Below are 12,598 nucleotides of genomic sequence, written 5' to 3' on the forward strand. Positions count from 1 at the left end.
ATGTCAGAACTCAAGCAAGTCAAGGCCTCCGCCGGTTCCGGCAAGACATATCAGCTCACCCGCCGTTTCCTTTCCCTGCTGGACGGCTGCGGGCGGGACCAGCACCGCTTTGCCTGCGCGGGACGCGGTCCGGGCGGCTATTCCTGGCCCGAGATCCTGGCCGTGACCTTCACCAACAAGGCCGCCGCGGAAATGAAGGAACGCGTGGTCACGTCCCTGAAGGAAGGAGCTCTAAACAAGGGAGACCGGACCCGGGAAAAAGGGCACGATCCCCGGCGGGACGAACGCAACCTGCAATCCATCCTGCGCCGCTACCACAAGCTCAACATCCGGACCATCGACAGCCTGCTCAACCTGCTGTTGCGGCTCTTTGCCCTGGAGTTCGGCATCCGGCCCGATTTCGACATTTCCTTTGACGAGCAGGAACTTTTTGGAACCGCCTTCGAGCAGTTCATCGCCCTGTGCGAGGAAGGCGGCCCCGAGCACGACCTGCTGGCCGACGCCCTGGAAACCATGATCCTGGCCGAGTCCCGGCGAGGCTTCTGGCTCATGGAGCCCATGCGCGAACGGCTGCTGGAACTGGCCGTCTACCTGCGCGAGAACGCCGCGCCCGTGGTCACGGACCAGGACACCCTGCTGGAAAAGCTGACCCACGCCAACGCGGCCCTCAAGCGCCACGTGGCGGCCATGCAGGGCTACATCAAGCAGAACGCGCTTCCGGCCAGCGCCAATTTCACCAAATGCCTGGCCAAGCTCGACGGGCTGGCCCTGTTCGATCCGCCGGGCAAGGACTCGGCCATGCTGCTCAAGGAAAGCCTGTGCGACTGCATCAACAAGGCGGGCAAGGAAAGCGTGGGACCGGACGGGGAAACGCTTTACGAGGCGCTCAAGCGGGGCTGGCGGGAATACAAGCGGCAACAGGCCACCCTTGCCGGAGCTTACGGCCTGGCCCCGGTGGTGGAGATGGCCCGCATCATCCTGGCCATGCTCGACGACATTGAACGGCGCAGGGGCGTGGTCCTGGGCTCCACCCTGGCCGGCCACGTGAACCGGCTGCTGGAAAACCCGGTGGTGCCCGAGGCGTTCTGCCGCATGGGCTGCCGCCTGCACCACCTGCTCATCGACGAATTCCAGGACACCAGCCGCTCCCAGTGGCAGGCCCTCCAGCCCATCGGCGAGGAATGCCTGGCCAAGGGAGGCAGCCTCTTCTACGTGGGCGACGTGAAACAGGCCATCTACGGCTGGCGCGGCGGGGACGCAGACCTGTTCGACGAGATCCTCCACATCCCGGAACTTTCCGAAACCGCGCAGACCAAAACCGGCGAATCCCTGCCCGACAACTGGCGCAGCCACCGCCATGTGGTGGAGTTCAACAACCGTTTTTTCCAACGCTTCGAAGAGGACGAACCGCCCCTGGACCTGGGCAAGGAGCTGTTCAAATCCCCGCCCGATGGCTTCATCGACGATTTCGCCCGCCAGCTCCGCTCGGATTTCTCGGACTGCGCACAGGGGGTCGCCCCGGTCAACCGGAACACCGAGGGATACGTACGCTTCGAACAGATCGAGGGGGGCAGAAACGAGGAGATCGAGGAGGCAACCCTTTCCCGGCTTTCAAAGCTCATGGACGAGCTGCTCGCCCGCAGGGACTTCCGGGACATCGCCATCCTGGTGCGCAACAAGCACCATGGCTCCCTGGTCTGCGACCTGCTGGTGGAAAAGGGCGTCCCGGTCATCACCGAAAGCAGCCTGCGCCTGGACCGCCACCCCATTGTGCGCCAGATCACCGCCCTCCTCCGGTTCCTGGACTACCCGCGCGACGAACTGGCCCTGGCCGAATTCATCACCGGCCAGGAGATCTTTCTCGCGGAAACCGGCATTGGCGCGGAGGCGGTCTACGAATGGATCACACGGTCGCGCAAGCGCCCGTTCGGCGTCTGCTTCTCCGAGGACTTCGACGATGTCTGGACCCTGTACGTCAAGCCGTTCTTCAACAAGTCCGGGGTCATGACTCCCTATGACCTGGTGCAGGATATCGCCTCGGTCTTCCGCATCGAGGAGCGCCACCCGGACGCCCTGCTCTATCTGAAACGCTTTCTCGAGGTGGTGCACCTAGCCGAGGAAAAGGGCTACGGCTCCCTGTCCACCTTCCTGGATTTCTGGGCGCGCAATTCCGAGGAGGAAAAAGTGCCCCTGCCCGAAAATGTGGACGCGGTGCGCATCATGACCATCCACAAATCCAAAGGGCTGGAATTCCCGGTCGTGATCGTGCCCTTCCACCACTGGCAGGCCACGCCCAACAAGGACTACGCCGTTCGCACCGTGGACGGGCTGCGCGTGCTCGCCCCGCTCAAGGAATCCCTGGGCAAGCCCTATTACACGGAACTGGGCCGCGCCGTGCGCGAGCAGCTCAACCTGCTCTACGTGGCCTGGACCCGCGCCCGCGAGGAACTTTACGGGCTGTACCCGAAATCGGTCTCGGGCAGCGGCGCCTACCCCGCCCTGCGGGCCATGGAGCTCCTGCTGGAGGATACGGGCAGCGCCGTGAACGAATACGGAACCAGGCCGACCGGCACGCGCACCCTGCCCGAAGCAAGACAGGACACTCCCATGCCGGACCTGCCGCCGCGCACCGAACCGCCCGAGCTGCTTGCATGGCTGCCCAGAATGCGCGTCTACCGACACACCCTGGACGAATATTTCTACAACGAACGCATGCGCGGCGAGGTGGCCCACCGCTGCATGGAACACCTGGCCTTCACCGGCAACGACGCCGAAGACATCCGCCGCGCCAGAGAGCGCGCCCTGCGGGACTTCCCGGCCCTGTCCTCGCTCGAGGACAAGGACCGGGAGCAACTCCACGCCGACCTGCTCGCCATGCTGGAATGGGCCGCATCCGAGCCGCGCCTGCGCACCTGGTTGGGCGGAGGCAGAAGCGAACCCGAAATCATGGACACGGACGGCGCATTCCACCGCGTGGACCACCTCTACACCGACGACGGCGAAACCGTGGTGGTGGAATTCAAGACCGGCCGCAAATACGACGAGCACGAAAAACAGGTCAGAAGATACTTGAATCTCTTGAAAGACATGCCCGGCACACCCGACAGACTTCACGGCGTGGTGGTCTACCTCGACCTCCGGGAACTGCGGGAGGTGGCCCTGTGATCCCCATCCGCATCATTCCCTGGAACACGGATTTCATGCCCACCTTGGGCGACTGGCTGGCCGCTCGCGAAGACTTCGCGGAACTGACCGTCCTGTTCACCCACAACCGGCCGCGCCGCTACCTCAAGAAACATTTTGCACAGCACCCGGACCTGCCGCGCCCCTGTTTCCTGCCGCACATGACCTCCATCGCGGACTTCATCGGTTCGCTCCGGGCCGAGCTGGACGGGGAAACACCGGTGCAGGCCAAACGGCTGGACCTGGCCGAACTGCTGCACACCATCGTCGCCGCCCTGCGCCGGGAAGGCCGGGGTCTGCTGACTTCCCTGCCCGCCCTGGACCGCGAGTCCTTCCTGCCTTGGGGCATGGAACTGGCCGCGCTCATGGAGGAACTCCTGCGCCAGGATATGGAACCGCAGGACCTCATGTACATGGAAGGCGAGGTGGCCGACTATGCAGCGGCTCTGCTGGAACAACTGCGAACCATCTTCACGCACTACGTGGCCGCCCTGGATGAACGGGGCTGGACCACGCCGGGCCTGGACTGCCGCTTTGCCGCGCAAAACCTGGAGCGCATTGTGGAGCACTACCGGGGCAGGCCCATGGTGGCCGCGGGCTTCTACGCCCTGAGCGGCGCGGAAAACAAACTGCTGCACGCCCTGTGGCAGGCCGACGTGCTGGAAGTGCTCTGGCACTCGGACCCGGCCCTGGCACACGGCGAAAAACACCACTGGGCCGTTGCGGAGCATGTGACCTGGATGGAGGCCTGGAAGACCCGCCCCCTGCTCCTGGACGACCTTGAGATTCGCGATTCGCGACCTGCGATCCGCTTTTGCGAGGGATTCGACCGCCATTCCCAGCTGGCCGCCCTGCAGGAGGAGCTGCAGGCAGCCGAAGACCATCCGAACACGGCCATCGTCCTGCCCGATACCGGGGCGCTCCTGCCCGTGCTGCATCACCTGCCCGACGCCCCCGTGAACATCTCCATGGGATATCCCCTGGAGCGCTCCTCCCTGGCCCGGTTGCTGGAGACCATCCTCGGTCTGCAGGAAAACCGGCTGGGCAACGGCCGCTACCACTGGAAGGACGTCATCAACCTCATCCGGCACCCGTACCTGAAAATGCTCGGGGACAGTCAGGACGCCCCCCTGCGTCAGGTGCTGCACTGCTGGGAGGCCGAGATACGCCAGGGCAGCGCCTACCTGGATCCCTTTGCCTGGGCTCCGCCCTACGGTCTCCAGCCTCTGGAGGAAGTCGCGCCCGCGCAGTGCGAGCCGATCCGGACCAACATCCTGCGATGTTGTCTAGAGAATTTCCAGACAATCTCCAGTCTTTCCTCCCTGGCCGACGCCCTGGCCCAGCTAGTGGAAATGTTGCATTCAACCGGCCAGGATATCTGGCACAATTTTTTGGTGGATGCGGAATGCCTCTACCGCCTGTCCACCTCGGTCATCCCGGAGCTCAAGGGGACGCTGACCAGGGACGAGACCTTTTCCAAGCCCGTGCTCTTCTCGATCCTGCGCCGTCTGCTCGGCCAGGAACGGGTTTCCTTCGAGCCCGATCCCATCACCGGCCTGCAGGTGCTCGGTGTTCTGGAGACACGCCTCCTGCATTTCCGGCGGCTGTTCATCCTGGACGCCGTGGAAGAGAAACTGCCCGGCACCAGCCCATTCGATCCCCTGCTGCCCGATCCCATGCGCAAGCTCCTGGGCCTGCCCGACTCGCGCGAGCGGGACAATGTGGCGGCCTACAACTTCTACCGTCTGCTTATGGGGGCCAAGGAAGCGGTCATCCTCTACCAGAGCGGCATCCAGCCCGGGCTGCTCGATTCCAAGAGCGTACGCTCCCGGTTCGTGGAGCAATTGCTCTGGGACATGGAAAAGGCCAAGGGCGACCTCATTCGCACGGGCGACCCGGAGATCCGTCCCGTGGTCTTCAAGTCCAGCCCGGTGCCCTTCGGCGCCGCCGCCATTCCGGCCACAGAACAGATCCGGGAGCGGCTGCACGAAAAGCTGGCCACCAAGGGGCTGACCCCGTCCCTGCTGGACACCTACCTGGGCTGCCCCAAGAAATTCTTCTTCGGCTACATGACCAGACTCCGCCCGGTAAACCTTGTTTCCGAGGAAGGCGACCGGGCCGAATTCGGCTCCCTGCTGCACGACGTGCTGCGCCGGTTCCTGGAGCCGCACATCGGCCGCACCATGGTCCTGTCGGACCTTGACCCGGCTCCCCTGCTGGAGCTTTACCGCGAGACGCTGCGCGCCAGCGACGTATACCGGCACCTGCCCTTTGACGGACAGACCGCGCTCCTGCACGCGGGAAGGCACCGGCTGCACCAGTTCCTGCAATGCCAGGACACGGCCACCGCCATCATGGGACTCGAGCTCAAGGCCACGGCCACCATAAAAACACAGGGGCTGGACATCCCCCTGACCGGCTGCTTCGACCGACTGGACATGCGCGACCAGGGCATCCACATCCTGGACTACAAGACCGGGAGCCTGCGCAAGCCCGCGGCCTCGTTCTGGGAAAACCAGGACATATGGGACCGCATGCACGCCTACGATCCCGATGCAGCAGACCCGTTGCTCATCCCGGACCTGGCCAAGGCACTGCAAAGCGTGCAGCTCCCGGCCTATCTCTACCTGCACGACCATGGCGACCATGCAGGCGAATGCGTCAATGCCGGGCTGGTGGAACTTGCCTCGGGCGGGGACGAGGCGTACCTTTTCCCCAACAAAACCAACAAGGCGTGGTCCCGGGAGGAGATGCGGGAAGTCATCGAGGACATGATTCCCCGGCTCCTGGCTTTCCTGGCCCGCCACATCCACGACGCGGGCTCGTTCCAGGCCGTACCGGGCAGGCAATGCCAGTGGTGCGACTTCAAGGGAGCCTGCGGCCAGTAGGACCGGACAATGCAGTATTCCCAAGGTTCCATAGGACGCATTTTCACCATCAGGCTCGAGGACGGCGACCACCTGCCCGGCTGCATCGAACAATTCGCGGCGGACCACGACGTCCAGGCCGCCTATTACCTGCTGCTGGGAGGAATCAACAAGGGCGAAATCGTGGTCGGCCCCGAGGACCCGGAAGGCAGGACCATCGAGCCCGTGCTCCAGGCCATTGCCGGAGCGCACGAAGTGGCCGCCGTGGGCACCCTGTTCAACGACGAGACAGGGACCCCTGTGCTGCACATGCACGCAACCCTGGGCCGTGGCCAGGACTGCCGCACCGGCTGCATCCGCCCGGGCCTGGACATCTGGCTGGTGGGGGAATTCATCCTGGTGGAAATCCTCGATTCCGGCATGCTGCGCAGGAAAGACCCGGAAAGCGGGCTTTCCCTGCTTGCAAAGGAATAACCCATGACCACATACGATTTCGTCATCTGCGGTGGAGGCATTATCGGCCTGACCGTGGCCCGTGAGCTGGTGCGCCGGGGCCACAAAAACATCCTCATCCTGGACAAGGAGCCCGAGCTGGGCAAACACGCATCGGGCCGCAACAGCGGCGTGCTGCATGCGGGCATCTATTACGATCCGGGCACCCTCAAGGCGCGTATGTGTTTCGAGGGCAACATGCTCATGCGCGAATACTGCAGGGAAAGGAACCTGCCGCTCTTCGAATCCGGCAAGGTCATCGTGGCCCGCGACGAGTCCGAGCTGCCCACCCTGGAGGAACTGGAGCGCCGCGCAACGGCCAACGGGGCCACCGTGCACATGATCGACGAGCGGCAACTCGCCGAGCTCGAACCCAACGCCCGGACCACGGACAAGGCGCTCCATTCGCCGCTCACGGCCGTGGTGGACCCCAAGGCCATCCTTAAGAGCATGCGCATAGAGCTTGAGGACGCGGGGGTGCAATTCGAATTCGGCACGGCCTTTCTCGGGGCTGGGGACGGCTTCATCATCACCAGCAAGGGCGACATCGGATACGGCCTGTTCATCAACGCTGCGGGAGCCCACAGCGACAAGGTGGCCCACGCCTTCGGCATGGGGCGAGATTACATGCTCATCCCCTTCAAGGGCATCTACAAGACCCTCAAGCGCCCGGCCGCCGACCAGATCAAGGGCAGCATCTACCCGGTGCCCAACATCAAAAACCCCTTCCTGGGCGTCCACTTCACCCGCAGCATGCACGGCGACGTCTACCTGGGCCCCACGGCCATCCCCGCCTTCGGCCGGGAAAACTACGGCATCCTCAAGGGCATAGACTCGGAGTTCCTGTCCATTCTCCTGCGGGACGCCCAGATGTTCTTCGGCAACCCCAAGTTCCGAGGCGTGGCCCTGGAGGAACCTCGCAAGTACATATCCAGGTTCTTCTACGAGGACGCCCGCAAACTGGTCAGGGAACTGGACCCCAAGGACATCGAGCACAGCCCCAAGGCCGGCATCCGTCCGCAGCTGGTGAACGTAAAGACCAAGGAACTGGTCATGGATTTCACCATCGAAAGAGGCAGGACCAGCCTGCACGTGCTCAATTCCATCTCTCCGGCCTTCACCAGCGCCATGAGTTTCGCCCGCATGCTGGCGGATGAGCACATGAATATTTAAACAAGCGTTTGACCCCCGTTTTTTCCCGGAAGGTGTTGACTTTCCGGGGGGGGCGGAGTATCGTCCCTCCATCTATATTCAGGAGCGAGGTTTGCTATAATGAAATTACCCAGCCTTAAATTCGGGGACCTGACCGCCAGATTGCCCATCATCCAGGGCGGCATGGGGGTCGGAATTTCCCTTTCCGGCCTGGCTTCGGCCGTCGCCAACGAAGGCGGCGTCGGCGTCATCGCCACTTCCATGATCGGCATGCGCGATCCCCAGCGCGCCAAGGACCCCCACGGTGCGGACATCCGCGCCTTGGCCGAAGAGATCCGCAAGGCGCGCGAAAAGATGCGCGACGGCCTGCTGGGCGTGAACATCATGTGCGCCCTGACCAATTTCAGAGACATGGTCACCACCTCCATGAAGGAAGGCGTGGACGTCATCTTCTCCGGCGCGGGCCTGCCGCTGGACCTGCCCAAGTATCTCAGGGAAGCATCCGAGGAACTCAAGCGGGAAATCCGTACCAAGCTGGTTCCCATCGTATCCTCGGGCCGCGCCTCCAATATTCTCTGCCGCAAATGGCAATCCCGGTTCGACTACCTGCCCGACGGCTTCGTGGTGGAAGGCCCCAAGGCGGGCGGCCACCTCGGCTTCAAGCCCGAGGAAATCGACGACCCGGACCACCAGCTGGAAAAAATCGTGGCCGACGTCATCGAGAGCGTGAAGCCCTTCGAGGACAAGCACGGCAAGCAGATCCCGGTCATCGCCGCAGGCGGCGTCTACACGGGCGAGGACATCGGCCGGTTCCTGGAAATGGGCGCCGCGGGCGTCCAGATGGGCACCCGATTCGTGGCCACCGAGGAATGCGATGCTGACATCGAATTCAAGAAGGCCTACATCAACGCCCGCAAGGAAGACGTGAGCATCATCAAGAGCCCCGTGGGCATGCCCGGCCGGGCCATCATGAACAACTTCCTGGAATCCGTTTCCGAAGGCCTCAAAAAGCCCAAGAAGTGCATCCACAAGTGCCTGCACAGCTGCGCCGAGGAAAACTCGCCCTACTGCATCGCCCAGGCGCTGGTGAACGCATACAGGGGCAAACTCAAGCACGGATTCGCCTTTGCCGGCGCCAACGCTTATCTGGTGGACAAGATTGTCACCGTGAAGGAACTCATGAACTCCCTCACCGGCGAGTGCGAAGGCTACATCGATACCCACAGGGAGCGTTTCGACAAATTCCTCAGCGAAAAACGCGAGGAACTCGACTCCTTTGTGGAAGAAAAAAAGGAACAGCTGGACAAGCTGCTCAAGCGCGATGGCGGCGAATAGCGCGCCGAAAAACGAAACCATCAGCCCCCGACTGCTTGCCAGCCGGGGGCTTTTTATTTATCTCCGCATGATCATGAGAAAAATAATCATCACCGGCTGTCTGGCCGCCCTGTTCTTCAGCTCGACCTTTGTGCTCAACCGGGCCATGAGCCTGGAGGGCGGGCACTGGGTCTGGACCTCCAGCCTGCGCTACCTGTGGATGCTCCTGCTGCTCTCCGGCTGGATGCTCGTTTCCGGCAAGGCGCGGCTGCTCGGACAGACGCTGTCCCTTTTCAAAAGGCACTGGATATTCTGGACCACGGCCGGCAGCATCGGATTCGGCCTCTTCTATGCGCTGATCACGTACAGTGTCACCTTTGCGCCCGGCTGGATCGTGGCCACGACATGGCAGACCACCATACTGGCCACCCCGCTCGTGCTGCTCGGATTCGGGCGCAAGGTATCGTTGCGGGCCCTGGCGCTGACGCTCATCGTCTTCGCCGGGGTGATCCTGGTCAATGTGGAGCATGCGGCCTCGACCCCGCTTTCCTTTGTCCTGCTCGGTGCCCTTCCCGTGCTCGGAGCGGGTTTCGCCTACCCCGTCGGTAACCAGATGGTCTGGGAGGCCCGGGAAGGGGGCAACAGGTTCATTCCGGCCATAGACCACCCGGCCATGTCCGACGGCTTCGCCCGGGTACTGCTCCTGACCTTGGGGTCCGTGCCCCTGTGGCTGGCCCTGATCCTCGCCACCACGCCCCCTGCGCCTTCGGAGGGGCAGCTGATCATGACCGGAACCGTGGCCCTGCTCTCCGGAGTCATTGCCACCACCCTTTTTCTCAATGCCCGGTATGCGGCCACCAACGCCTCGGAGCTGGCCGCCGCGGACTGCACCCAGTCCATGGAGGTGGTCTTCGCCCTTGCCGGGGAATGCCTGTTCCTGGACGGCGCGCTTCCCGGCATGCTCGGGGCGTTCGGCATCGCCCTGACCGTCATCGGTCTCGTGCTCTACATCCGCGTGCAGAACGTACGGTAATCACCAGTCTTTCAAGCCCAGACATCTCGCCCACCATAAAAACAAAGAGGGACCGAGCAATGCTCGGTCCCTCTTTGTTTCAAAATCATCCCCCGTGCCCGCCAGAGACGAGATACGGAAACAGGCGCGTTTTATCGGCAGCCTTGCCTACTCGAACCGGTAGGCTGCAATGATGGAAATGGGATCCACGGGCACATCGTCGTACCCCTGATAGCTGCGGGTCTTGACCTTGGCGATCTTTTCCACCACGTCCATGCCGTCGCTCACCTGGCCGAACACGCAGTAGCCCCAGCCTTCCTCGGATTCCCCGGAATGGTCCAGGTCCGCGTTGTCCGCCACGTTGATGAAGAACTGGGCGGCGCCGCTGTGTGGATCGGCGGTACGGGCCACGGCCACGGTTCCCTTGAGATTCTTGAGCCCGTTCTTGGCCTCGTTCTCGATGGGAGCCTTGGTGTCCTTCTCTTCCATGGAGAAGGTCAGGCCGCCGCACTGGATCATGAAGCCCTTGATGACGCGGTGAAACAGGGTCCCCTCGTAGAACTCGTCGTCCACGTAGCTCAGAAAATTCTCAACGGTCTTGGGTGCCTTGTCCGGAAAGAGTTCGATCAGGATCTCGCCCATGGGCGTTTCCAGAAGAACAAGAGGATTATCCATCGGTCCTATCTCCATACGATTTTATTTTTTACGTTCCGTGCCGTCGGCGCGCGGATGCGCCTTGTCATAAACCCGCATGATCTGCTGCAGATCCAGATGCGTATACCGCTGGGTGGTGGTCAGCCGTTCATGGCCCAGCAGCTCCTGCACGCTGCGCAGGTCGGCTCCCGCCTCAAGCATGTGCGTGGCAAAACTGTGCCGGAGCATGTGAGGATGCACATCGCGCGGGATGCCCGCCACCGCCGCCAGATTGGCCAGAATACGGTTGGCCTGCCGCCGATTGAGCCGCCTGCCGCGAGCCCCGATGAACAGGGCCTGCTCCAGGGGATCCGGGTCCAGCGCCTGGCGCTGGCGAAGCCACGCGCGAACGCGTTCTTCGCATTTTTTGCTCACCGGCACAATACGTTCCTTGTTGCCCTTGCCGACCACCCGCACCATGCCCGAATCAATGTCATGCACATCCAGGGCCATGGCCTCGGAAATACGCAGGCCCGAACCATAGAGCAGCTCGGCCAGGGCCAGATCGCGCAGCCCTTCCGGGTCCGGCGGAATCCCGGCTTCCATGATGGCCAGGGCCTGATCCACGTTGAGGGCCTTGGGGTGGTGCTTTTCCTGCTTGGGATTGCGCACACCCACGGTGGGATCCTTCTGGATCAGCTGGTGCTTGAGCAGGAAACGGAAAAAGGCGCGCAGGCTGGAGAGCTTGCGGGAGACCGTGCTCTTGGTCACCCTGCGGCGATGCAGCTCGGCCAGAAAGGAACGGATGATCTCCTTGGAAACCCGCTCGGGGCGCTCCAGGGAACGCCGCTTGGTGCGCAGGAACTCGTCGAACTGGGAAAGGTCCGTGCCGTAGGAACGCACCGTGGCCTCGGAATAGCCCTTCTCCACCTCGAGATACGAGAGAAAGCCCCGGACCATCTCTCCCAGATCAGGTACGCCGGTCCAGGACATAACAACTCTTGGGGTTTTCCTTGGCCTTCTTCTTGAGGCTCATGGCAATGGCCGAGGCCTCACCAAAGTGCTCCATGCGGCCGTCCTGATTGAAAACAACGGCAATGGACACGGCCATGAGCGGGAATTCACGAACCTCGCCCTGGCGGTCCGTGGAAATAATCTTGCCCTGCTTGCGGTCTTCGGCATCGTAGAAATTGGGCACAATGGCGTCGAAGGTCTTGACGATTCGCTGGCAGGCTTCCTCCACGAGCTCGGGCGGCATGATGAACACGAAGTCGTCACCGCCCACATGGCCCACGAAATTCTTGCCGCCGCCAAAGCTCTTGATGGTGTTGACGATGACCCGCGCGGTCATCATCAGGATCTCGTCGCCCCGGGAAAACCCGTATTTGTCGTTGAAGGACTTGAAGAAATCCAGGTCGCAATAGGCCAGGGCAAAGTCTTCCTTCTTGTCGATGAGCTGCTGGATGCGCTGAATGATGGAGGTGTTGCCCGGCAGCTTGGAGAGCGGGTTGGCGTCCAGGGCGCGCATGGCGCGGCAGATGGTCAGGTTGACTCGGTCCCGCGCCTCGCACGGAGTGAAGGGGCGCACCAGGAAGTCGTCCACCTCGACCGAGGCCCAGTCCCAGGGAGTGCTCATGTCGTCCTGGTCCAGGACCAGCACCACGGGCAACTGACGGTAGACATTCTCGCTCTTGACCGAGTTGGCGACCTCGGCCCCGCTGATGTCCTCCAGACGGTTGTCCACGATAAGCAGATCCGGCGGCTCATTGAAAAGCAGCTCTATGGCGCTGCGGCCACGTTCAAAGACCGTGAACTCCATCCACTCGTCGCTCCACAGGCTCTTGAGGGTCTCCACCAGCTCCAGGTCCGGGGAGATCACGAATGCCCGCTGCTTGTGGGAAAACGGGGGATTTTGGGATGCGTCAGCCATACGGAATTTCTAGCA

General features: G+C 62.6%; 9 protein-coding genes. 6 read left to right on the forward strand and 3 right to left on the reverse strand.

Translation table 11 applies throughout. The features are described from left to right. The 6 genes from FGL65_RS13410 (at nucleotide 1) to FGL65_RS13435 (ending at nucleotide 10,041) form a co-directional block, all read left to right on the forward strand. Complete coding sequence (locus FGL65_RS13410; protein ID WP_147821716.1) at nucleotides 1-3,165, forward strand: UvrD-helicase domain-containing protein; 3,165 nt, start codon at nucleotides 1-3, stop codon at nucleotides 3,163-3,165. Continuing rightward, on the forward strand, nucleotides 3,162-6,071 hold the full coding sequence (locus FGL65_RS13415) for a PD-(D/E)XK nuclease family protein (RefSeq protein WP_147821718.1): 2,910 nt from the start codon (nucleotides 3,162-3,164) through the stop codon (nucleotides 6,069-6,071). The genes FGL65_RS13410 and FGL65_RS13415 overlap by 4 nt, the downstream gene beginning before the upstream one ends. Nucleotides 6,072-6,080: 9 nt before the next feature. Beyond that, entirely contained in the window at nucleotides 6,081-6,524 is a 444-nt protein-coding gene (locus tag FGL65_RS13420; RefSeq protein ID WP_147821720.1) for a PPC domain-containing DNA-binding protein, read from the forward strand. Between the two features lie 3 nt (nucleotides 6,525-6,527). Continuing rightward, nucleotides 6,528-7,715 (forward strand): L-2-hydroxyglutarate oxidase, encoded by a 1,188-nt coding sequence (lhgO, locus tag FGL65_RS13425; RefSeq protein ID WP_147821722.1) that lies wholly within the window; start codon nucleotides 6,528-6,530, stop codon nucleotides 7,713-7,715. Between the two features lie 99 nt (nucleotides 7,716-7,814). After that, complete coding sequence (locus FGL65_RS13430) at nucleotides 7,815-9,029, forward strand: NAD(P)H-dependent flavin oxidoreductase (RefSeq protein WP_147821724.1); 1,215 nt, start codon at nucleotides 7,815-7,817, stop codon at nucleotides 9,027-9,029. Between the two features lie 73 nt (nucleotides 9,030-9,102). Beyond that, nucleotides 9,103-10,041, forward strand: a complete 939-nt coding sequence (locus FGL65_RS13435; protein WP_147821726.1) for a DMT family transporter — start codon at nucleotides 9,103-9,105, stop codon at nucleotides 10,039-10,041. Between the two features lie 147 nt (nucleotides 10,042-10,188). Here the strand turns inward: FGL65_RS13435 and FGL65_RS13440 are convergent, their stop codons facing one another. Genes FGL65_RS13440 through FGL65_RS13450 form a run of 3 tightly spaced genes read right to left on the reverse strand, consistent with a single transcriptional unit; the run spans nucleotide 10,189 to nucleotide 12,583 of the window. Beyond that, a complete protein-coding gene (locus tag FGL65_RS13440; RefSeq protein ID WP_147821728.1) occupies nucleotides 10,189-10,695 on the reverse strand; it encodes a peptidylprolyl isomerase in 507 nt (168 codons plus the stop codon). A gap of 21 nt (nucleotides 10,696-10,716) precedes the next feature. Further along, entirely contained in the window at nucleotides 10,717-11,646 is a 930-nt protein-coding gene (gene xerC / locus FGL65_RS13445; protein WP_147821730.1) for a tyrosine recombinase XerC, read from the reverse strand. Further along, a complete protein-coding gene (locus FGL65_RS13450; RefSeq protein ID WP_147821732.1) occupies nucleotides 11,624-12,583 on the reverse strand; it encodes a GGDEF domain-containing response regulator in 960 nt (319 codons plus the stop codon). Before FGL65_RS13450 ends, xerC begins: the two co-directional genes overlap by 23 nt. Nucleotides 12,584-12,598: the final 15 nt, after the last annotated feature.

It is taken from the genome of Salidesulfovibrio onnuriiensis, assembly GCF_008001235.1.
GTDB classification, from domain to species: Bacteria; Desulfobacterota; Desulfovibrionia; order Desulfovibrionales; family Desulfovibrionaceae; genus Pseudodesulfovibrio; species Pseudodesulfovibrio onnuriiensis.

Bases quoted from the DNA above. Each gene is read 5' to 3' on its own strand.
- FGL65_RS13450 (WP_147821732.1), bottom strand. From the start codon at position 12,583: ATGGCTGACGCATCCCAAAATCCCCCGTTTTCCCACAAGCAGCGGGCA.
- FGL65_RS13420 (WP_147821720.1), top strand. From the start codon at position 6,081: ATGCAGTATTCCCAAGGTTCCATAGGACGCATTTTCACCATCAGGCTC.
- xerC (WP_147821730.1), bottom strand. From the start codon at position 11,646: ATGTCCTGGACCGGCGTACCTGATCTGGGAGAGATGGTCCGGGGCTTT.
- FGL65_RS13435 (WP_147821726.1), top strand. From the start codon at position 9,103: ATGAGAAAAATAATCATCACCGGCTGTCTGGCCGCCCTGTTCTTCAGC.
- FGL65_RS13440 (WP_147821728.1), bottom strand. From the start codon at position 10,695: ATGGATAATCCTCTTGTTCTTCTGGAAACGCCCATGGGCGAGATCCTG.
- FGL65_RS13410 (WP_147821716.1), top strand. From the start codon at position 1: ATGTCAGAACTCAAGCAAGTCAAGGCCTCCGCCGGTTCCGGCAAGACA.
- lhgO (WP_147821722.1), top strand. From the start codon at position 6,528: ATGACCACATACGATTTCGTCATCTGCGGTGGAGGCATTATCGGCCTG.
- FGL65_RS13430 (WP_147821724.1), top strand. From the start codon at position 7,815: ATGAAATTACCCAGCCTTAAATTCGGGGACCTGACCGCCAGATTGCCC.